We start from the raw sequence: 20,868 nt of genomic DNA, 5'->3' as shown, positions 1-20,868 counted from the left end.
GGATCTGCCGCTGATGGCGCACGGAACTGCCGATGTCCGGGCCTTGCGCGCGTGGTGTGCGGAACTCACCGACACCACCAGCGACCGCCCTTCTTTTCCGGTCCGCAAGTATCGTCACTGCGCTCCTTCTCTCGACTCGCTTTTCGTAATACGATATTGGTCATGGTCAGCGAAGAGCAGATCCAGCAATGGGCGGATGAGGCCGAAGCTGGCTACGACGTCGAAGAGATGAAACGCCGCGGACGCGGTCGGCCCGGACGTGGCGCCGAGCCGATGCAGGTCGTTGCAGTACGCCTCACAGCGGAGGAGCTCGCTGCGGTCGACGCGATCGCCGAGCGAGAGCACATCTCGAGATCCGAAGCAATCCGCAGGGCGCTGGCCGGCTCTGCGGCGTGAAGGTCCACGACAGCGCGCTCAGACACGGGGTGCTTCCAGACGACGCGGTTCAAGCAGCCGACTGGCCGCTCTGGGTCGAACCGATTGGTGACGAGGACTGGCCGCACCGCGAACTACGCCTCGGCTTCGACACCCAGGCCCGTCTACTCGAGACCGTCGTCCTGATCTTTGAGAGCGGCGACGAGATGGTCATCCACGCCGTGCCGGCCCGTAGGCAGTACTGGGATCTCCTTCCCTGAACTGGGCGTCTCACGCACCCGCAAGCGGATCGCCTTTCGGAGCACCCGGATCTGCCGCGTAGCGCGCGGTCACGCCGAGATGCGGACCACACTCCGGCAGGCAGCTCGTGCATCATGAGGCCATGAGCGTCGAGCCGGATCGGTGGTGGACCGAACTGGTGGACGTACTGTGCTCGCTGGGGATGGTGGAGGAGCGCGCTCCGTACGGCCTGGTGGTCACTACTCAACATGCTGATGGAAGCTCGACCGTGGTGGAGATCGTCATGACGCCGGAGGAGTGGGACGAGCTCGTATCGATCCCGTGGGGCGAGCTCGAGGCGGCCGCACAGCACGTACGCGAGCTCGTCTGGATCCAGCCGCCAAGCCAGCGATACCTCGTCTACGACACCTACGACTTGTCGCCCTGTGACACCCCGGTCATCACCATCCAGGGCCGGAGGTAGGACGCGTACCGGCCCGAACGAACAGTTGTAGGCCATCCGTTCATGCCGCGATCCGCGCCCACATGACGGCAACAGCAGCCCTGTACTGCAGCACAGTTGTCCGCGTGCTCCCCGCACAGGGACTGTCACATGGCAGAGCGATCCCCGTTGCCGACGCTCCTGTTCGGCCCCTGGGGCAGGATGGCCCATGCTCCGCGATGAGGCGGACCCGCACGGACTCCCGGAGGAATCGTTGCACCCGCTTGCCGCGTGGCCCCGCCCCACCCTGACGCTCGGGGTCGGGGCGGTAGTCCTGGTAGGCGTCGGCTACGGTCTGCTGTTCTCGGACCGCACGGACTACCTGGGCCACTTCCTCGCCGGCGCCGGCGGAACCTACTGGCTGTTGGCGGTCGTGGTCGAGGCCGCCCCGGAGAGGCGCTGGCCGGTCGTCACCTGGACGTGGGTAGCTGTCCTGCTCGGAGTGTTCGCCGAGGCGACGGTGTTCCGGCTCGCGGAGTTCGATCCGGTGGACCTGGCCAACCAAAGCCTGGGCGCCGTCCTGGCAGGGGTGGGGATGCTCGATGCCCGGCCCTACGACCGATCAGCGGCGGTCGCCGCGGTCGCCGGTCTGGTCTTCCTGGTTGCGGGGTTCTTCTATGCGTTTGCCTGAGCGGGGTTTCGCCTGAGCGGGGTTTCGCCTGGGCGGCCGTCGCCCTGGCGCTCACCGGCGTTTTGTTTGCGGCGCTGGCCGCCTGGACCCTCGTTGACCGGTCCACCATCCCCACCGAGCTCCACGGGACGGTGACCGCTGTCGAGATGCGTCACGAGAAGCACCCCGGAGTCGATGACGTGTGGCTGATCTCGGTCGATGACGGCGGGCTGCGTCACGTCGACAGCGATGTCGCCGACCTCCTCGAGGTGGGAGCCAGCGTGGAGAAGGACGCCTGGGACACCACGCTGACGGTGAACGGCGACCCGCACCCGTTGTCGCTGAGCGAGCACGCTCGCGCAATGCTCGCGTTCGCCCCGGTCATCGTTCTCGTCATCGCCGCGTTGACCCTCCTGACGCACCTCCGAGCCCGAGCGCTTCGCCAGCCGCGAGTCTGACCCCGAACCTCAGCGACGTGCAGCGAATCATCCGACGCAGGGACGTCTTCTCGGTCTGCCTCGTCGTCGCCGCAACCGTGTTGGTAAATACCCTCGACTGACGGCGGGTTCAACGCACTCGGATCTGCCGCTGATGGCGCGGAGCTGCCGAGATTCGGTCGGGTCAGGTCAGCGGCCTCTCACCGCCATGGATCTGTGTCGACCACGCGCCTCGCTTCTTCCCGTGCAGCACGAGTCCTGCAGCAGACCCAGGTCTGGCGCTTTGGGCTCGCGGTCCCTCCAGGCGCTCGCCCACGTCCTTCCTCGCCGGGTCCAGAACGCGAACCCGCACCACATGAGCCGTTGTCGAAGTTCTTGCTCGAGCACGGAACTGCAGTGCCCTGCCGGACCGTCACAGTGGTGTCCGGCAACCCTGCCGAAGCGCCCATCGCGGGAGACCAATGACCAACGACGACGACTTCGCTTCCTACGCGAGCGCGCGCTGGCACGCCCTCGTCCGGTCCGCCGTCGGTCTCGGTTGCGACGTCGAGGAAGCCCACGACCTGGTCCAGGTCACGCTGATGCGCGCCTACCAGAAGTGGGCACAGGTCCAGAAGGCCGACAACCGCGACGGCTACGTGTACCGGATGCTCGTCAACGCCCGCCGAGACAGTCGCCGGCGGCGCTGGTGGGGAGAACGTCCCTCCGCGATGGTCGATGAGCAGCAGTCTGTCCAAGACCGGACCAACGAGGTCGCTGCAGCCGATGCGGTCCACCGCGCGCTCGGCGACCTCAGCCAGGACGCCCGTGAAGTCGTCGTCCTGCGGTACTTCGCGCACCTCACCGATCATCAGGCAGCCGACGTACTCGGCATCCCCGTCGGCACCGTCAAGAGCAGGCTTTCCCGGGCACTCGTCCAGCTCTCGTCAAACAGTCACCTGACCGATCTCACCAACCACGCCGCGCCCACCAGCCTCCGCGAGGGGAGCAGCTCATGAACGACCAGACGTCGACCGTGCTCGAACGGCTCAGCGACAGCATCCCGGTGCGCCCCGCACCCGTCGATCTCCTCGACAGCGCCCAGGCGCTGCGCCGACGACGGCGTTCCGGCCTGGTGGCTGCGGGCGCAGTGGCCTGCCTGGCGCTCACGATCGGGGTCGCCGCCCTACCAAACGTCGTTGGCGACGACCCACGAACCGGCCATCTCACCGCCGACAGACCTCTCACCCCTCCGCCTGCCACTCAACTCGTGGGTGCCGGCAAGGTCGCGGTCGCCATCCCCGAGTCCTGGGCGACCGGCCCCATGTGTGGATCTGACCGTGGTGTCGCCTACTACGCCGACCCTTCCGGCTGTGCCGTCGACTCCAATCCCAAGCCGACGCACCTCGAGATCCTCCCCGGCCCGATGATGTTCACCGACTCCACCCCGACCACCATCCGCACCCTCGACGGCTACCCCGTAGTCGCCAACGACGCAACGTGCGAAACGAGCGACCCGAGCACCTGCCGCCAGGTGTTCGGCATCCCGGACCTGGAGGTGTACTTCGTCATCACCGTCTCCGGTCAGGGTGCGGAACTGTCCCAGATCGACGCCATCCGAGACTCGATGGTCATCCTCGGCGACTACCAGAGCGCGGTACCGCACCTGCCGCTGACGCCCAAGCAGGCCGAAGGACCGGACGCCGTGGAGCGCGCAACGGCCGCACTCGGTTCCGCGGGCTTCGAGGTCGTCGTCAACGAGACCGTGTGCAAGGACACCGGGTACTGCCCTCTCGGTGTCGTCGACACCACCCCAGCGGCCGGAACCGTGGTCCGCTCCGGCAGCCCAGTGACCATCAACGTCATCCGCTGACCGCCTGCTTGGATGTGCGGGTGGACCACGACAGCCAGTGCTTTTCCCCGGACGAGTTCGAGCTCGCGGTCGACGGGATGACCTTCATGGTCGCCTACGACTCCGAGCAGCCGGGCACCTATCACTACAAACGGCTGGGAGGGGTGCCAGGAGGCCCGGCACTGGGCCATGGGTTCACCGAACGTCGTTCCGACCACCAGCGGCAGACGACGACGGCACACGTGGAAGCAATCCGGGAATGGGCCGAGGGCCTCGATCCCCTTTTCCGGGTACTGAGGACGCCCGAGGTCCTGGGTCAATGGAACAAGCAGCCGCGATCCGCGCTCCTATGACGGCAACAGCAGCGCCGTACTCGAGCAGTTGTCCGCGTGCTCTCCCGCACCTGGACTGTCACATGGCAGACCGATCGCCGTTGAAAACGCCCCTACTCGGTCCCTACGGCACGATGGCCCACGCTCCGCGATGAGGCGGACCCAGACGGACTATCGGAGGAATCGTTGCACCCGCTTTCCGCGTGGCCCCGCCCCACCCTGACGCTCGGCGTCGGGGCGGTGGTCCTGTTGGGCGTCGCCTACGGTCTGCTGTTCTCGGACCGCACGGACTACCTGGGCCACTTCCTCGCCGGCGCCGGCGGAACCTACTGGCTCCTAGCGGTCGTGGTCGAGGCCGCCCCGGAGAGGCGCTGGCCGGTCGTCCTCGGGGTGTGGGTAGCTGTCCTGCTCGGAGTGTTCACCGAGGCAACGGTGTTCCGGCTCGCGGAGTTCGATCCGGTGGACCTGGCCAACCAAAGCCTGGGCGCCGTCCTGGCGGGCGTGGGGATGCTCGATGCCCGGCCCTACGACCGATCAGCGACGGTCGCCGCGGTCGCCGGCTTGGTCTTCCTGGTTGCGGGGTTCTTCTATGCGTTCGCCTGAGCGGGGCTTCGCCTGGGCGGCCGTCGCCCTGGCGCTCACCGGCGTCTTGTTTGCGGCGCTGGCCCCCTGGACCCTGGTTGAGCGTTCTACCATCCCCACCGACCTCCACGGGACGGTGACCGCTGTCGAGATGCGTCCCGAGAAGCACCCGGGCGTCGATGACGTGTGGCTGATCTCCGTCGATGCCGGCGCGCTGCGTCACGTCGATAGCGATGTCGCCGACCTCCTCGAGGTGGGGGCAAGCGTGGAGAAGGACGCCTGGGACACCACGCTGACGGTGAACGGCGACCCGCACCCGTTGTCGCTGAGCGAGCACGCTCGCGCGATGCTCGCGTTGGCTCCGGTCATCGCTCTCGTCATCGCCGCGTTGGCCCTCCTAACGCATCTTCGAGCCCGAGCGCTTCGCCAGGTCCGAGCCTGACCCTGACCACGGACCTCAGCGACGTGCCGCGGCACGCGCGAATCATCCGACGTAGGGCCGTCTTCTTCGTCTGCGTCGTCGTCGCGACTGTGTTGGTAGCTGCCGTCAGTTGAGGCGGTTCAATGCACTCGGATCTGCCGCCGATAGCGCGGAACTGTCGATGAGTCCGGCTCTCGCCCAATCGGATACGACGGCTTACTGGAGGTCAGGTTCCGATCTTGGCCTGCTCTATTGCGCGTCGAACCAGACGGGTGAGGGTTAGGCCGCCGAGGAAGAGCGCGAACAGCACAACGAGGACCGAGACGACGCGCGTCCAGAGTGGAGCGCTCGCGTCTGCGATCCCCGGGAGGAAGGTTGCGAGTACCAGCGTGTCCACGAGCAGAAGGAGTACGAGCGCCCACAAGCCCTGTCGTTGATTCGCCACGTCGAGAGGGTATTGGGAGTACCTGCTCATGCCGCTGATGGCGCGCGGAACTGCCGAGATGGGTACTTCAACCAGGTGGCAGTTGACCTCAGCCGGTCCGCCCGGCTGCCCACCAACTGGAATCGCCGGAGACCGCCAGAACGGAGCGTCGGAACGGAGCAGCGGGCATCGCTCGGGTGTCTAGCAAGCACAGGGTCACCGCCGCATCCGCTGACAACTTGGGGACCACGGTCAGGGCCTCACGCCCGTGGGCGCTCATCGCCTCCGTGACGTCTTCGTAGGTGGTTCGGTCTGTAGCGAGCACAGGCGGCGGGTTGGCGGTAGCCAGTGCGTCAGGGATCGCTTCAAGGCACTTCGCCGCATCGGTGTCGTTGACCGTCTCGGAGGACTGGATCCGTTCGAGGGAGTTGTCAGACGGCGTCGAGCCACCGCACGCCACCGTGAGAAAGCACATCACCGCGCACGTCAACCAGCCGCTCAATCTCACCACGAAACCACCTCCAGGTGAACGATCCGTCAGCGGCGCGAGGGCATCTCGGAGAGGATAGGAGGCGCCGGTATCGGACCGAGAATTCTGGGAGAAGGAAACGCGCTCATCTGCCGCGATAAGGGCGCCCTCGTGACGGATCGGCTCGCGGAGCGTGCCAGTACGGGGATCGGCGGATTCTGGCGGTCATTCGCAACAGTAGGTCGCCGATGAGTTCGATCGGCTTCTTTGAACGCTGGTCGTTTGCGGGGGTCGGTTGTTGAGCTCTCGGGCGAAGGCGGTCCCGCTCGGTAGGTTCCCACCATGGTGAGACTGGCAACGACGGTGACCCTTGCGCTCCTGCTTGTCTCCGGCTGCGCCGACCCACAGGCGCAGGGCGGGGATCGCGTGGAGGCGACACCCCAGGCGCTGGCCGCGATCGCCGTCGAGCACACTGACATCGAGCCGAACAGCATTGAGGGCACCACGGAGGAGTCCATCTCTGCCGGCATCCGATTCGGCGAGGACGACCACTTGCTCCGGGTCTCTGCCTCGGAGAACGATCAGGACCCAGATTCCGACCCTTGCGGTGTCTTCACCGATCGCGGGACGTGCGAGGTGATCGGCACTGCCGACGGCAAGGTGTTGTTGTATTGGGAGGACGAGGAGCCGGAGGAAGACCCCGGCATCATCATCGTCGCGTACCGCAACGGTCACAGCACCAACTCGGCCTACTACGCAGGCGACGCTGTCACCAGCGATCCCAGGAATCTCGAGCTGTCGGTCAGCGTCGAATCGATGATTGCCATTGTCACCGATGGTCGCTTCGGCCTGAGCACCACGAAGGAGTTGGCGCAGTCCCGGGTGTCCGGCTACACCGAGGGCCCCGCCGCAGTGACCGAACTGTCACCCCAGGTGATCGCCTCGAAGCTGACCAAGGCCTACCTCCACAGCCAGGAGCAGAGCGCATACGAGGTCGATGCTCCCGAGTACGGCGACGGGACGATCGGCGCAGGCGTGGAGTTCGCCGACGGCGCCACGGTCACCGGCTACTACGTGCTCGACTCCGACCGCGCCGCTGACTGCCCGCCTCGGTGGCGGTGCACGAAGGCGGACAGCGGGACCATTCTGCGAGCTGAGCAGGGCGACGAGCTCAAGGCTGTCTGGAACCAGTCTTCGGTCGGCTATCAATCCGTCTTCCTCAACGAGGACGGGTCTGCCGGGGTCGTGGTCTGGCGCGGCCCCGTACCCGAATACGGCCTCCCCAGGTTCGAGGTGGACCTCATCGCCAGCTTGATGGGTGAGACCGACACCGAGGACCAGGAGGACGTCGCTGAGATCGAGGCGATCTGGGAGGAACGCTGAGTCTTCTGGGGCGCAGTCCTGGGACTGAAACAGCTCGGACGCACCCGGACGCGTGCCTCAGTCGCCCAGCTCCGCCCGGCGCTGGATGACAAAGCCGCCCTCGGTTGTTCGCTGCGCCGTGGGCAGCGTCAGCCGAAGGTCGCGCGCGGTCGTGCCGAGGTGAGGGCGGACGACAGTGCACATCCCACCCCTTGCCGAATGCCCATTCGACGGGGCGCTAGTGGTAGGCCACGCAGATGTGGTTCGGGCACTTTCGCTGCTGAGCGAGCCTGACGCGCTTCCGTCTGCTCAGGGGTGGAGGGACTGGTCTGCCTCGTCTAGCCGCAGGTCGGTGAAGCGCACGACCAGGCTGGCGCGCATGGGTGCGCAGCACATCAGTCCCACGCGCAGCGGCCCGGGTGGCAAGGGTGCCAAGCGGACGAGCCGCCAGGGTTCGTCGCCGCTTCGGGCCCGGATCGTGAGGGCGTCGCCGTTGCGACTCGCCCGCACGACGACGACCTGGCCGAACCACTCCGGTACGGGGGCGACCGACCAGTCCGAGACCCCGCGCGTGACGACTGCTCCGAGCTGCAGGACGCCGTCGGCCAACTCGACGCCGGCCTTGATCCACTGCTCCTCGTCGGCACGGATCAGCAGACCAGCCTGATCGAACTGGGCCGAGAAGTCTGCGATGAAGCTGACCTCAGCGGCCTTCCCATCGGGAAAGTCGGTGAGCAGGGCGTGCCCGGTGTCGTGGATGAAGCCGTAGGAGGTGGTTCGCCAAAGGTCGCTGCCCTCCGCCGCAGTGACCAGCAGGTCGTCCTGGTCCCGGACGACCTGCGGGGGTGGGTTCAGCCAATCGAGGTGCCGCCAACCCTCACGCCACCAGTCAGTCGGTCGTCGATCGGTCACAGAATCAACCTACCCACGACTGCGGGTTCGCGCGGTTGCGGCCAAGGACGCCGCGTACGACCAAGAGCCTCAGCCTGCGTGGTGCTGAACGACGTTGAGCACGTTGCCGTCAGGTGCGCGGACGAAGAATCGGGTCACGCCCCAGGCCTCGGTTGTCAGGGGATGCACGATCTCGTACCCACGCTCCTGAGCTTGGCGGTAGGCGGCTTCGACGTCGTCGACCATGACCGAGACCACGGGGTCCACGGGCGCGGTGGCATCGCTGGTCATCACCTGGAGCGTCGCCCTGGATGCCGGCGACGTGTGGCGGGCGACCCAGCCCAGGTTGAACTCCTCTTCGGCCAACCCGAGGTAGTCGCTGTAGAAGCTCCTGGAGGCGGGGAGGTCAGGCACGCGGAGGTCGGCGATGATCTGCCTGACACGGATGCGTGACGGGTCTGCACTCCCAGTCCCGGCCGTTTCAACAGCGCTCTGCTCCGGCACGGCGCCCAGGAGGTGGATCCAGCGCGGATCCTGCTGGCCAGCCCGGCGCTCGAGCTCGCGCACCAGGGGTTGCGGGCGGCTCGCCATCCGGTGCAGGCACTCCTCGACCTGGCCCCGGTCGGCGAACCTGTGCAACCGCTCGGTGCGGGTGCGCAGCTCACCCGGCGCCTGCGCGCCGCGTAGCAGCAGCACCGTGAGCAGCGCTCGCTCGTCGGGCTCGAGGGCGAGGTGTTCGTCGAGGATCTGGTGGTACTTCAGTGTCCGGCGCCCGGTGTCGGACCACACGATCCGCAAGAGCCCGCGTTCCTTGAGCGACTTCGCGGCCCGTTCGACGATCTGCTGGTCGAGGTCGGTGACGGGGTCGCGGCTGCTCGTCTGGTTGCACGCCGACATCAGGGCGTTCGCGGAGAGGGGATAGGTGGCGGGCACGGTCGTCTGCTTCTCCAGCAGGCTGCCGAGGATGCGCTGGTCAGTCGCATCGAGGACGGGGAGTTCTCTCACGTGACGACCTTAGGTCTGCCTTGGCACGATGCGGACCAAACAGCGCGATTCTGCGGTCTGAAGGCAGTGATGTGCGACCGGTGCGGCATGCCCCGGAGTGCTCCGTCTCCCGGACATGCCGCAACCGTCGTCCCGCGACCATCAGCTCAGCGGCGCACCCTGACCCGGAAGGTCTGCTTCGCCCTCATCACCTCGGTGTTGCCGGTGAAAACGACCTTCAGGCTCTTGGTGCCGGTCGACCTGAACTTCTTCAGCCTCAGCTTCACCACACCGCGCTTGATCTTGACGCTGATGCTCTTGCCCCCCGCGACCTTGACCGAGACGGCGCCGTGCGCGCTGACCCCGGCAGGGACGGCCACCCGGACGCGGGCGAGGGCTCTGGTGTGCCGCACCTTGATCTTCTTGGGCGTCACCTTCAGCACGCGGACCTCCGCCTTCGCCTTCTGCACCCGGACCTGGACGGCAGCCGACGCATCGGCGTAGGTGTCGTCGCCGTCGTAGGCGATCCGCAGGCTGTGACGACCCACCGGAAGAGCAAGAGCCGGCAGGACGACGTACGCCGTGCCGTCGGTGAGCGTGGCCAGGCCGACGACGTTCGAGCCGTCGAGCACCCGCGCCGTGCCGGTCGGTGCACCCGCGTCCCCGGCCACGCGGACAGCCAAGGTGGCGGTGCCGCCCCAACGGAACTTCAGGTTGCTGGCACTCACCGCCGCCGAAGCGGGATCGGTCGGCTCCGTGGGGTCGGTGGGGTCGGTCGGCTCCGTGGGGTCGGTGGGGTCGGTCGGCTCCATGGGGTCGGTCGGATCGGTCGGCTCCGTCGGATCGGTGGGGTCCGTCGGCGTCCGGGGATCGAGCGGCGCGACGTACGGCGCCCCACCCTCGGTCGTGCCGACCAGGAGCCGGTACGACGCGGGTGCCTGCGGCAGCGCCATCTCCAGCACCGCGCTGCCCTGGGCGTCGAGCGTGAGCTGTCCCAGGAAGGTGATGTCGGCGGCTGTCGGCGCTGACGGGTCAGCGCTGGAGGCCAGCACGAGCACACCGGCCTGGTCGCCCGCGGCATCCTCACCCATCTCCACCGTGAGAGTGGTGAGGGCGCCGTTGACGACCATCGTGTGCCGGGGGACCTCGGCAGCCGACTCCTTCGCAGGTGCGGTGCGGGCTGCCGTTCGCACGACGAACGAACCCATCCGGGAGGTGGAAGCAGGGTTGACCGCCGCCGGCGCGGCCTCCGGGGCACGTAGCACCGGACGGGTCAGCTCGGCGTCCCAGCTCCAGATGGACTCGAGGTCGAAGCCAGCCCCGTTCCAGGTTTCCGCAAGGGCGAGCTCCGCCGCGGTGAGCGAGCCACCGTTGAGCGAGTCGGGACCTTCCACCTTCGAGGTCTGCACGGCAGGCACCAGCGTCTCGCTCGCCCAGAGGTCAGCCAGCGTTGCGCGCTCAGCACCCTGGAAGCGGGCGATCACCCGGTGTGCGTTGCTGGTGGCGGTGACCACCGGGCTGAGCACAACGCCGTGGCGGACGACGGTGCCAGCGTTGCGGGCATACCCTGCCAGACCGCCGGCCGAGGCGGCCGACGCGCGGATCTCACCTGTCGCGTAGACCCGCTCCGTGGTGCTCGGAGAGTCAGCCACTCCGACGATGCCGCCGGCGTAGGCCCCGTTGGTCGAGGTCACCTCGGCAGTCGACCAGGTGTCGCGGATGGTGCCGAAGGAGTGCCCAGCGATGCCGCCGGCGTACTCCTTCGCCCTCACCGTGCCCGAGACGCCGACCCGCTCAACCGTGCCACGCAGCGTGTCGACCAAGCCTCCCGCTCGGCCAGCCGCGGTGATTCCCACCTGCGTCAGCCGCAGGTCGGTGACGACACCCTCCGCCGCGATCGTGCCGAAGAGACCACCGGCGCCCGACGTCAGGCCACGGATCTTGTGTCCGGCCCCGTCGAGCGAGCCGCTGAAGACCGGGACGCGCACCGAAGTGCCGGCCAGGTCGAGATCACCGGCGAGTCGGAACCGCTCCGCCGGATGCGTGACCAGTGCCTGCAGCTCCTCGACCGTCGAGATGAGCCACGCGCCGTCGGTGTCCTGCTTCGCGGTCGGACCGGGCGGCACGGGGACGGCCTCGGGCGCGCTGCGCAGCACGGGACGGCTCCCGTTGGCGTTCCACTCCCACGTCTCGGTGAGGTCGAAGCCGATCTGGTCGGTCCAGGTCGCTTGGAGTGCCGCGTCCGCGGCCGTCACGGTGGCGCCGTTGAAGGTCGTCGGACCCTCAGTGGTCACGGACTGCACGCCGGCGATGACCGACTCGACGGCGTACAACGCCTCGAGCGTCGGCGTCTGGCCGTTGGCCGCACGGGCAACCACCCGCTGCGAGGTCGTGGTGCCGGTGACCGCAGGGTTCAGTGCGAACGCGTTGCGGACCTCAGTGCCGCTGTTGCGCGCATACCCGGTGACGCCGCCTGCCGACGTACCCCCGGCGGTGATGACGCCGGTCGCATAGACGCGCTCGGTGACACTGGGGGAGTCGGCGACCCCGACGATGCCGCCGGCGTAGTTGCCGGTGGTGGTGGTGACCGTCGCCGTCGAGTAGGCGTCCCGGATCGTGCCGAAGGAGTTGCCGGCCACGCCCCCGGCGTAGGAGGCGGCGCGGACCGCACCGGAGGTCCAGATCCGCTCGGCCGTGCCCTCCAACGAGTCGACCAGGGCGCCGGCTCGCGGCGTCGCCTTGTTGACCCGTGCGTCGACGATCGCCAGGTCCTGGACGGTCCCGTCAGGCCCGATGAAGGAGAACAGACCGCCCAGCTCCGAGGTCCAGTGGCGGATCTCGTGACCCGCGCCGTCGAAGGTGCCGTTGAAGGGCCGTCTGCTGCCGAGTTGCGCCATGTCGACTCCGGCCAGGTCGAGGTCGGCGGCGAGCCGGTAGTCCTCCTCCGGGAACGCCGTCACCTGGGTGAGGTCCGCCGGCTCGGCGATCAGGTAGGAGCCGTCGGCTGCCTGCTCGAGCGTCGGGGCGACGGTGGAGTCATCGACCGGCTCAGGCGCGTTGCGGAGCACCGGGCGCTTGGCCTTGACGTGCCACTCCCACACCCCTTCGAGGTCCCAACCCAGGTCGGCGAACCACGAGGCCGTGCGCAGGTCCGCGGCGCGGACGACCTCACCCTTCCAGTTGTCCGCGGCAGGCGGCTCGGCGAGGCTCTCGACGGCCACGGCGACGGTCGAGGCCGCGTAGTTGCGGGACAGGGCAGCGATCTCGCTGCCGGCCACCCGTCCCAGGATGGCGTGAGCGAAGGAGGGAGCCTGGACGACATCGTTGAGCGAGACCGACTGGGCGATCGCCGTGTCCTCGTAGCCGTAGCTGACGACGCCACCCGCGTTGCGCACCAGCGCCTTCACCGCGCCAGTGGCATAGAGCCGCTCACTGCTCGAGCCGCCGATCGCGATCGCGACCACGCCCCCGGCGTACATGCCGGTGGCGGTGACCTCGGCGGTCGAGTAGGCGTCGCGGATCGTGCCGTAGTGGTCGCCGACGATGCCGCCGACCCGGGTCGCACCGGTGATCGATCCCGCAGTGCGGACCCGCTCGATGAGGCCGTGGTTGACGTCGGCGACAAGGCCGACGGTGCCGCGCTCGGTCTCGACGTCGCCGACGACGGAGAGGTTGCGGATCGTGCCGTAGTTGTCGGCGAGGAGACCGACACCTTCGACGCTCGGGGTGGTGAAGCCGGTGATCGTGTGCCCGGCTCCGTCGAAGACACCGGTGAACGAGGCCAGACGGTCGAGCTGCGAGTGGGTCTCGCCGGTCAGGTCGAGGTCAGCCGTCAGACGGTAGTGACCGGCCGGGTCGTTGGCGACCTTGGCCAAGTCCGCACCGGTGGCGATCAGATACGGATCCGCCGCGGTGCCCTCGCCGCCGATCCCCTCGCGCACCAGGATCGGCTCCGTCATCGGACGGCCGCTGGCCAGGCCGTCCCAGCCGTAGACCTTGAGGGTGTCGCTCGGGTTCACGGGCATCGGCTCGTCGAAGGTGACGTACTGCTCGGACCCTTGGTGGTCCAGCGTGACGTCGACAGTGCGAATGTCGCGCATCTCCACGCCGGTGCTGTCGTAGGTGGCAGCAAGCAGGGTCACCGTCTCGGGGGCGCCCTCGGTGCTGATCACCCCGATGCCCGCCAACGTGCGGTCGACCACGTCGGTCGAGGTGATCCGCCAGTGGTCGGTCGCCTTCTTGACGGTGTAGCTGTCGACCACCTCACCGTCGCGCGTGTAGGTCGACAGCTCGAGTCCCGCGTCGGTGACCTCGAGCACCGAGCCCATCTGGTCGTCCTCGTCGTAGACGACGTCGTCCCACCAGTGCACGACGTTGTCGTAGAACTTCGGTCCGGCCGAGCCGAGGGTGACGAACGTGGTGCCGAGCGCCTCTTCCTCCGGGGTCGCGGCGAGGCGGCCGTCGTAGATGGTGGAGCGCTTGTAGAGGTGGTCGTGGCCGCCGATGTAGAGGTCGACGCCGAGCTTCTCGAAGGCCGCGGTCAGCTTCGGCCGGTCGGCCGCGAGCGGACCGTCGTTGCCGTGGGAGCCGCCGTAGTAGGAGTAGTGGCCGGTGACGACGTTCCATCTGCGGTCGCTGGCTCGGATGTCCTTGGCCAGCCAGTTGATCTGCTTGTCCATGTCGTGCACGGAGTTGAGCACCGAGATGTGGACGTCGCCGCGGTTGAAGGAGTAGTTGCTCTCCCCGATCGCGCCGTTCTTCGGCACGTTGAACATGTTCGCGAAGATCGCCGTGCGCTCCTCGGAGTGCGAGTTGTAGTCGAGGTCGCCGTACGTCTCGTGGTTGCCCGCCACGGGGGCGTACTGGATGTCGAGGCCGTCGAAGACGTGCTCGAAGACCTCGTCCCAGTACTGTCCACGTCCGCCGTTGTCGACCAGGTCCCCGGTCTGCAGCAGCGTGCGGCCGCCGGGTGTCTTCTCCTGCAGGGTGGCGAGGACGTCGCGCAGCATCCCGAGATCGTCGGCGTCGTGGGTCGTCGCCTGCAGGTCGCCGATAGCGTAGATCGGCTCGTTGCCGGCGCCGCCAGCGACGAACTCGCCCTGCACGTCGGTCCACGCGTCGGCCGTGTCGGGGGAGGGGGCTGCGCCGTCGACCGCCACGCCGAAGCGGTACTGGTATCCCTCGCCGTCGGCGAGCCCGGTCAGGTCGAACTCGTGACTGCGCATTGTCTGCCCGGTGATCGAGTGCTGGTAGACCGGCTCGGCGTTGCCGATCGTGTTGACCTCGTAGGGCTTGTCGTTGGCGGAGGTGAGCACCGCGGCGTCTGCCCAGTCCTCGTCACCGGCCGGGAGCACCTGCGCGAAGACCTTCTCGATCGAGCGATCGGTGGAGACCGCGATGCCGGCGCCGCCGGCCTGCTCGGTCACGGCGGCGGTGCTCCCGAAGTGCTGGAAGACGCCGTCGGGGTCGAGCTGGTCCTGGCTGACGACGATGCGCAGCAGCTCCGAGCCGATGTTCCCCTGCTCGTCCTCTGCCTTCACGACGACGAAGTGGTCGTCGTAGCTGCGGATGCGGAAACCGCCCTCGGAGGCGTCGACTAGCCCGGCTGCGTCGTACACCTCGAAGCTCACGGCGGGATCGAGACCGGAGTCGTCGGTGGCGCTCACCTGCGGGAGTGCGATCGTGTCGCCGTACGCCGCGGTGGTCGCGAAGCCCTCCGCGACCGTGATGGTCGGTGCGTAGTTGGCGTCGCGGGTGGTCTCGCCGACCCAGATCGGCGCGGACACGATGACGTGACCGTCGTCCTGCGTGGCACGGGCGACGTACCAGTCACCCTCGTCGACCGGGAGTCGGTGCTGGAGGTCGAGCTCGCGGCCCTCGACGTCGGGGAAGTCGTGGGCGATCGCACCGTCGTTGGTGACGAGCTCGACCTTGGTGAAGGAGTCCCGCTCGTCGGGGTCCTTCAGCCGTACGTCGAAACTCACCTCGGTGGTGTCGTCAGGGAGGACTGAGCCCATCAGCTGGTCGTTGCCGCCGAAGGCGAGCTCGACGTTCACGTCCTGGGTGCTGTAGGTGCTGCGCGCCTTCATCGCCCGGTAGAGACCATCGAGGGAGTAGTCATCGGTCCACACACCGCTGATCGCCTGGTTGCTGCTCACCCACGTGGCGGAGTGCTCGTCTCCGTTGTAGACCGGGGAGACGTGCCACCCGGTGTCGAGCGCACTGATGTACTGCTCGAGCTGTCCCGCGTTGCGGACCTCGATCAGCTCCATGCTCTCGTCGACCGCGCGGTCGAGGCCGTTGAACCCGAAGAAGTTGCCCTTGCCCTTCGGGCTCGGGTGGTTGAACTGCGCGATGGCGTCAGGGTCCTGCTTGATCCGGGCGAAGAAGGTGTACATGTCGTACTTCATGTCGCCGGTGCCGAACTTGTTGGCGAAGCCGTCGACGCTGCCCTTCTCGGTGGCGCGCGCGGTGGCCTTCCAGTCGGCGTTGAAGACGTTGATGTGGCCGGTGCCGTCGTACCAGGTGTTCTCGATCGACGGTACGGCGACGAGGTCGTCCTGCGAGTCGTTGAACGCGAAGGCGTCCTCATGGACCTGGCGCCACTCCTGCGAATCGGCGTCACGCCAGTCGTCGATGAAGTCGTCCCCGTTGCGCAGGTCCCACATCACGTCATGCTCGGAGATGGCGAAGAAGTCCGCCTGGGTCTCGGTGTGCACGTGCTCGAACGCGTCCACGGGCATCTTCACGCCGTCGCTGACCGAGGTGTGCGAGTGGAACTCGCCGGTGTAGAGCGTCTTGCCGAGGTACGTCGGTCGCTCGTGGTCCCGTGGCGCGGCTTGCGCCTGCGGGATTGCGGTTGCGCTGAGTCCACCGAGCACAAGTGCTGCGGCGGTGGCGCCGACCAAGGCGTGCCTCATTGTCGCTCGGCTCGCTGTGCGGCCCCATCCAGACATTGATCCTCCATGGTTGCGGTAACCAAGAAAGAACATCCGACCCGGATGAACGACGGCTGATCTGGTGCTGGACCACAGGTGTTCCCCGGCCATCGAGACGGCGTACGCACAGACCTGACGCCGCCATGCTCCGGACCCTCTATACGCCCGCCCGCGGGCCGTCGTACACCCCCCTGAGGTCGGGCCCAGCGAGGGGCGGCACGACGGCGCCGAATACGGTGGCCCCTCTAGGTCCGCCGTGCCCCAACCTCTTGTGAGGAGAACACCCCGTGACCACGACGCCAAAGGCTGAGTCGCCGGCCCCCAACAGGGAGCGCCAACCCGAGCAGAGTGGGCTCCGTCCCGACTCGCTGATCAAGGCACCCCGGGTCTTCTGGCCCGCTGCCGTCATCCTGCTCGTCGTGGTGGCTCTGGCAGTGCTCGCCCCCGAGACGTTGAGCGAGACGCTGGACACGGCCAACGACAGCGTGATCGGCGGCCTCGGCTGGTACTACGTGCTGCTGGTCAGCTCCTTCGTCCTGTTCGCGGCGTGGATCGCTCTCTCACCCACAGGTGATGTGGTGCTGGGCGCGGACGACGAGGAGCCCGAGTTCGGACTCAAGTCGTGGTTCGCCATGCTCTTCGCCGCAGGCATGGGCATCGGCCTGGTGTTCTGGGGCGTCGCTGAGCCGCTCAACCACTTCGCGTCTCCGCCGCCCGGCACCAGCACCACCGAGGCCGGCGCCGCACGCGAGGCGATGGACACGACATTCCTGCACTGGGGGCTGCACGCGTGGGCCATCTACGTCGTGGTCGGCCTGGCCGTCGCCTACGCCGTACACCGCAAGGGCCGCCCGGTCTCCATCCGCTGGGCGCTGGAGCCGCTCTTCGGCGACCGGGTCAAGGGGGCGCTGGGCGACGTCATCGACGTCATCGCCGTGATCGGGACCATCTTCGGCGTCGCCACCTCGCTGGGGTTCGGCGTCAGCCAGGTCAGTGCGGGCATGGAGTACCTCGGCTACGTCGGCGACGCCTCCACCACCCTCAAGGTCGTCCTCATCGCCGTCATCACAGGCATCGCGGTGATCTCGGTGGCCACCGGCGTCGACAAGGGCATCAAGTGGCTCTCCAGCATCAACATGGGCATGGCCGCGCTCCTCTTGCTGGTCGTGCTCGTGCTCGGTCCCACGGTCTTCCTCCTGGGCGACTTCGTGCAGCAGCTCGGCTCCTACGCCCGCAACTTCTTCCAGCTCTCCTTCCGCACCTTCAGCTTCGAGGGCAAGGACGGGAGTGACTGGCTCGGCGGCTGGACCACCTTCTATTGGGGATGGTGGATGAGCTGGGCTCCGTTCGTGGGCGTCTTCATCGCACGCATCTCGCGGGGTCGTACCGTCCGTGAGTTCGTCACCGGCGTTCTCCTGGTCCCCACACTCGTCACGTTCCTCTGGTTCTCCGTGCTGGGCGGCTCCGGGATCTATCGGGAGATGTTCGGTGAGGGCGGCCTGGTCGGCGAGGACGGTGCCGTCTCCACCGATCGCGCCCTCTTCCAGCTCCTCGACGGTCTGCCGGCCTCCGGTCTGCTGAGCGTGCTCGCGATGGTGCTCGTGGTGATCTTCTTCGTCACGAGCTCCGACTCCGGCTCCTTCGTGGTCGACATGCTCGCCTCGGGTGGAGACCCTCAGCCGCCGGTGTGGAGCCGCGTCTTCTGGGCCGTGCTCGAGGGACTCATCGCAGCCACCCTGCTGATCGCCGGCGCGGTCGGTGGCGGGGATGGTCTGGGTGCCCTCCAGACGATGGCGATCCTGCTGGCCGCACCCTTCAGCGTGGTGATGATCGGCATGATGGTGTCGACGGCCAAGGCGCTGCTGCACGAGCACCGGCTCAGCCAGCGGGCCGAGCGGCGACTGCTGGCGGCAGAGGTGGCGGGTGAGATCGCCCGCACCAGTGGTGTCAGCCCCGGCCCCATCGCTGACAGGCGACCTCCGGGCCGCCCCCGGCGACCCGGCTCCACGTCAGCCTCCTGACAGCACACCACGTGTCTCTGGCTGAGCGCTCGCACCTGTTGGGGTGGCTGGCACCCGTGGTGGGAGTCGTTGTTGTCGCCCTGATCTACCGCGGGACCTACGAGAGCGAGCGGGGGCTCTACGCCGGAGCGGAGCCCGCGCTGGCGGGAGCGCTGGTGGCAGCCCCCTTCGTCGTTCTTGCCCTCCTCCAGGTCGGCTGCGCGCTCGTGATCACATCATCGCGCTCCCCGCGGAGTCGAGCCGCCGGCGCCGGCATCGCTGCCGTGGCGACGGGCATCGCTGTGGTCGGTGCCTACGTCGTCCTGACCGATTGAGGGTCACTCACGGCCCCGCCTGCGCAGCCGCAGTCGCTCAACCGGCGCCCCCTCGACCAGGTGACCGAGCACGATCTCCCGCGCGCCGGCGGGGGAGACCCCGCCGTACCAGACGTCCTCCGGCTGCACCGTGACCACGGGAGCCTGGTTGCAGGGGAACTGACACCCCGTGTGCGTGACGAGGACGTCGTCGTCTCCCATCGCACTGCCCATCATCTCGAGGACCAGCGCCTTCCACGACTCCTCGGCCCCGGCAGCGGTGCAGCGCGGGCCCCGACAGACGAACACCTGGCGGCGATGCGCCGGCACCTTTTCCCAGGCCGGGGAGGTCAGCCCGGCACCGCCGTGGGTGATCGGCCGGGCGCGCTCCACCAGGTCCGGCCAGTCCGCCTCGTCGGTGAGATAGGCGGGTGCCGTGGCCAGCTCCGGGGCGCCGTCACCGAAGGAGCGCCACCAGTCCGCGGCGATCCGGCGCAGCCAGGAGACGCCGGGGCCGGACGGGTCGCCGCCGACACCGACGAGCACGACCCGAGGGGTGCGCGCCTCCGCGAGCCGCCGGAGGACGTCGGTGAGGCCGGGGGAGGCCAGTTGGAGGAACGCCAGCTCGGCGCCGAGCCGATCCGCCAGCGCGTGCAGCTCACCGGGCCGGGCGGCGTCGGCCGGCGACGTGCCGATCAGGACGTGGGTGGTCATCCGGGGTGACTCCAGGAGTCGAGGCTGTCTGCGATGTCGTGGTCGGATCCTGGCTGGTGCCCAGCCCCCGGATCGGCTGACGCACTCACAGTGGCGACGGCCGCGCCGGTCCTGCACCGGCTTCGCACGCACCACGACGAGGCGCAACGTACCAGTCGGCGAGCCCGCGCGACGCGATCGACGAATCCGTCGTAGGCTCCGCCTAGCGAATGCCATGGAAGCCGGTGTGAATCCGGCACAGTCGCGCTGCTGTGACACCGCCTCGGCGGTGAAGTCAGACCCAGGCACTCGTCCTTTTCCCTCACGACCAGGGCGCATCACCCTGAGGAGTAGACATGTCGCAGATTGCTGCGGCGCCGATTGCCGGCGCCCCCGAACTTCCCACCGTCGACCTGCGAGAGCTCGCCCCCTGGGCGCTGTTCTTCGGCCTTGTCGGCACGCTGGTGATCTTCTTCGTCAGCGCCGATCAGGGCGCTGTCTCGATCCCCGCCGGCACCGCCATCCACGAGTGGGTCCACGACGGTCGTCACCTGCTGGGCTACCCCTGCCACTGAGGCAGCACCGCCGCTGAGCCAGCACCGCCCGTGACCGGGCGGTTCCCAGCCGTGCCCTCCCCGGCACGGCTCCTTGACGACCCACAGAACTGGATCCACATCGTGACTGCACGCAACTTCCTGGTCCGCGGCTTGCTCGCGGGCCTCATTGCGGGGGTCTTCGCCTTCCTGGTGGCCTTCACCGTCGGCGAGCCCCCGATCGAGACGGCCATCGGTATGGAGGAGTCCGCGGCGGCTGAGCCCGCCGCTCACTCCCACGCTGAGGGCGAGGAGGCCCACTCCCACTCCCACGGTGAGGAGGAGGGCGGCATCTCCCGCACCACCCAGAAGACCTGGGGGCTGGCCACCGCCACCGTCGCCGTCGGTGTCGCGCTGGGCGGCCTGATGTCGCTCATCGCGGCGGCCGTCGCCGGGCGCGTCGGTCGGCTCTCGCTGGTCGGCTCGACCGCCCTGGTCGTCGCGCTGGGGTTCCTCGCCTACTCGCTGCTGCCGTTCCTCAAATACCCCGCCGCGCCGCCGGCGGTCGGGAGTGGGGACACCATCGGCGAGCGCACCGGCTACTACTTCGCCTTCGCGCTCATCTCGGTGGTGGCGATGGTCGCGGCCGTCGCACTGGCCCGGCGGCTGACCCAGCGACTGGGCGGGTACGGCGCCGTGGTCGCCGCCGCTGCGGCGTACGTCGCGGTGATGGTGGTCGCCGCCGTCGCGATGCCGGGCGTCAACGAGATCGGGGACTTCCCGGCCGACGTGCTCTGGGAGTTCCGGATCGGCTCTCTGCTCACGTTGACGGCACTGTGGGGCTCGCTCGGGGTGGCGCTGACCTGGCTGCTAGGCCGGCTGGAGATCAGCGAGCGGGCGACCGCCTGAGCGGACGTCCCCCGCCGGGGCGCGGGCTGAGGAGCGACGGCG

The 20,868-nt window shown here is 68.3% G+C and carries 20 protein-coding genes and 1 riboswitch; of the genes, 15 read left to right on the top strand and 5 right to left on the bottom strand.

Features of this window, described 5'->3' with window-relative positions:
* Positions 1–162: 162 nt before the first annotated feature.
* The 10 genes from ACYU7L_RS16750 (at position 163) to ACYU7L_RS16705 (ending at position 5,330) form a co-directional block, all read left to right on the top strand.
* The gene (locus ACYU7L_RS16750) at positions 163–396 is read left to right on the top strand and encodes a ribbon-helix-helix domain-containing protein (protein WP_460798965.1); all 234 of its coding nucleotides are present in this window, start codon (positions 163–165) and stop codon (positions 394–396) included.
* Positions 393–635 (top strand): hypothetical protein, encoded by a 243-nt coding sequence (locus ACYU7L_RS16745; RefSeq protein ID WP_460798963.1) that lies wholly within the window; start codon positions 393–395, stop codon positions 633–635. Before ACYU7L_RS16750 ends, ACYU7L_RS16745 begins: the two co-directional genes overlap by 4 nt.
* Positions 636–757: 122 nt before the next feature.
* Positions 758–1,078, top strand: coding sequence for a hypothetical protein (locus ACYU7L_RS16740; RefSeq protein ID WP_460798960.1), 321 nt, complete (start codon positions 758–760; stop codon positions 1,076–1,078).
* A 187-nt stretch (positions 1,079–1,265) separates the two neighbouring features.
* Positions 1,266–1,727, top strand: a complete 462-nt coding sequence (locus ACYU7L_RS16735; RefSeq protein ID WP_460798958.1) for a hypothetical protein — start codon at positions 1,266–1,268, stop codon at positions 1,725–1,727.
* Positions 1,728–1,858: 131 nt separating this feature from the next.
* On the top strand, positions 1,859–2,164 hold the full coding sequence (locus ACYU7L_RS16730) for a hypothetical protein (RefSeq protein ID WP_460798956.1): 306 nt from the start codon (positions 1,859–1,861) through the stop codon (positions 2,162–2,164).
* 440 nt (positions 2,165–2,604) lie between these two features.
* A complete protein-coding gene (locus tag ACYU7L_RS16725; RefSeq protein WP_460798954.1) occupies positions 2,605–3,141 on the top strand; it encodes a sigma-70 family RNA polymerase sigma factor in 537 nt (178 codons plus the stop codon).
* Positions 3,138–3,995 carry a PASTA domain-containing protein gene (locus ACYU7L_RS16720; protein ID WP_460798951.1) on the top strand — a complete coding sequence of 286 codons (858 nt, stop codon included), beginning with the start codon at positions 3,138–3,140 and terminating at the stop codon, positions 3,993–3,995. Before ACYU7L_RS16725 ends, ACYU7L_RS16720 begins: the two co-directional genes overlap by 4 nt.
* A 20-nt stretch (positions 3,996–4,015) precedes the next feature.
* Positions 4,016–4,327 (top strand): hypothetical protein, encoded by a 312-nt coding sequence (locus ACYU7L_RS16715; RefSeq protein WP_460798949.1) that lies wholly within the window; start codon positions 4,016–4,018, stop codon positions 4,325–4,327.
* 165 nt (positions 4,328–4,492) lie between these two features.
* Positions 4,493–4,909: a hypothetical protein gene (locus tag ACYU7L_RS16710; RefSeq protein ID WP_460798947.1), complete on the top strand. Its 417-nt coding sequence runs from the start codon at positions 4,493–4,495 to the stop codon at positions 4,907–4,909.
* A complete protein-coding gene (locus ACYU7L_RS16705) occupies positions 4,896–5,330 on the top strand; it encodes a hypothetical protein (protein WP_460798945.1) in 435 nt (144 codons plus the stop codon). Before ACYU7L_RS16710 ends, ACYU7L_RS16705 begins: the two co-directional genes overlap by 14 nt.
* Positions 5,331–5,535: 205 nt before the next feature.
* Here the strand turns inward: ACYU7L_RS16705 and ACYU7L_RS16700 are convergent, their stop codons facing one another.
* Positions 5,536–5,784, bottom strand: a complete 249-nt coding sequence (locus tag ACYU7L_RS16700; protein WP_460798943.1) for a hypothetical protein — start codon at positions 5,782–5,784, stop codon at positions 5,536–5,538.
* A 760-nt stretch (positions 5,785–6,544) separates the two neighbouring features.
* Between ACYU7L_RS16700 and ACYU7L_RS16695 the strand changes: the two genes are divergently transcribed.
* Entirely contained in the window at positions 6,545–7,585 is a 1,041-nt protein-coding gene (locus tag ACYU7L_RS16695) for a hypothetical protein (protein ID WP_460798942.1), read from the top strand.
* Positions 7,586–7,873: 288 nt separating this feature from the next.
* Here the strand turns inward: ACYU7L_RS16695 and ACYU7L_RS16690 are convergent, their stop codons facing one another.
* The 3 genes from ACYU7L_RS16690 to ACYU7L_RS16680 form a co-directional block, all read right to left on the bottom strand.
* Positions 7,874–8,476 carry a DUF1349 domain-containing protein gene (locus tag ACYU7L_RS16690; RefSeq protein ID WP_460798940.1) on the bottom strand — a complete coding sequence of 201 codons (603 nt, stop codon included), beginning with the start codon at positions 8,474–8,476 and terminating at the stop codon, positions 7,874–7,876.
* 69 nt (positions 8,477–8,545) lie between these two features.
* The gene (locus ACYU7L_RS16685) at positions 8,546–9,460 is read right to left on the bottom strand and encodes a DUF480 domain-containing protein (RefSeq protein WP_460798937.1); all 915 of its coding nucleotides are present in this window, start codon (positions 9,458–9,460) and stop codon (positions 8,546–8,548) included.
* Between the two features lie 146 nt (positions 9,461–9,606).
* Positions 9,607–16,359: a CehA/McbA family metallohydrolase gene (locus ACYU7L_RS16680; protein ID WP_460798935.1), complete on the bottom strand. Its 6,753-nt coding sequence runs from the start codon at positions 16,357–16,359 to the stop codon at positions 9,607–9,609.
* Positions 16,360–16,664: 305 nt separating this feature from the next.
* On the opposite strand from ACYU7L_RS16680, the gene ACYU7L_RS16675 reads away from it, so the two are divergent.
* Positions 16,665–18,398 carry a BCCT family transporter gene (locus ACYU7L_RS16675; RefSeq protein WP_460798932.1) on the top strand — a complete coding sequence of 578 codons (1,734 nt, stop codon included), beginning with the start codon at positions 16,665–16,667 and terminating at the stop codon, positions 18,396–18,398.
* A gap of 11 nt (positions 18,399–18,409) precedes the next feature.
* Positions 18,410–18,712, top strand: coding sequence for a hypothetical protein (locus ACYU7L_RS16670; protein WP_460798930.1), 303 nt, complete (start codon positions 18,410–18,412; stop codon positions 18,710–18,712).
* Between the two features lie 3 nt (positions 18,713–18,715).
* Here the strand turns inward: ACYU7L_RS16670 and ACYU7L_RS16665 are convergent, their stop codons facing one another.
* Entirely contained in the window at positions 18,716–19,405 is a 690-nt protein-coding gene (locus tag ACYU7L_RS16665; protein WP_460798928.1) for a (2Fe-2S) ferredoxin domain-containing protein, read from the bottom strand.
* Positions 19,406–19,428: 23 nt separating this feature from the next.
* Positions 19,429–19,556, bottom strand: a riboswitch (cobalamin riboswitch).
* 184 nt (positions 19,557–19,740) lie between these two features.
* On the opposite strand from ACYU7L_RS16665, the gene ACYU7L_RS16660 reads away from it, so the two are divergent.
* Both ACYU7L_RS16660 and ACYU7L_RS16655 read left to right on the top strand, forming a co-directional pair.
* Positions 19,741–19,959, top strand: a complete 219-nt coding sequence (locus ACYU7L_RS16660) for a CbtB domain-containing protein (RefSeq protein ID WP_460798926.1) — start codon at positions 19,741–19,743, stop codon at positions 19,957–19,959.
* Positions 19,960–20,061: 102 nt separating this feature from the next.
* Entirely contained in the window at positions 20,062–20,826 is a 765-nt protein-coding gene (locus ACYU7L_RS16655; protein ID WP_460798924.1) for a CbtA family protein, read from the top strand.
* Positions 20,827–20,868: the final 42 nt, after the last annotated feature.

Source organism: Nocardioides pacificus (genome assembly GCF_054775955.1).
This window is presented reverse-complemented; position numbering and strand designations above follow the sequence as displayed.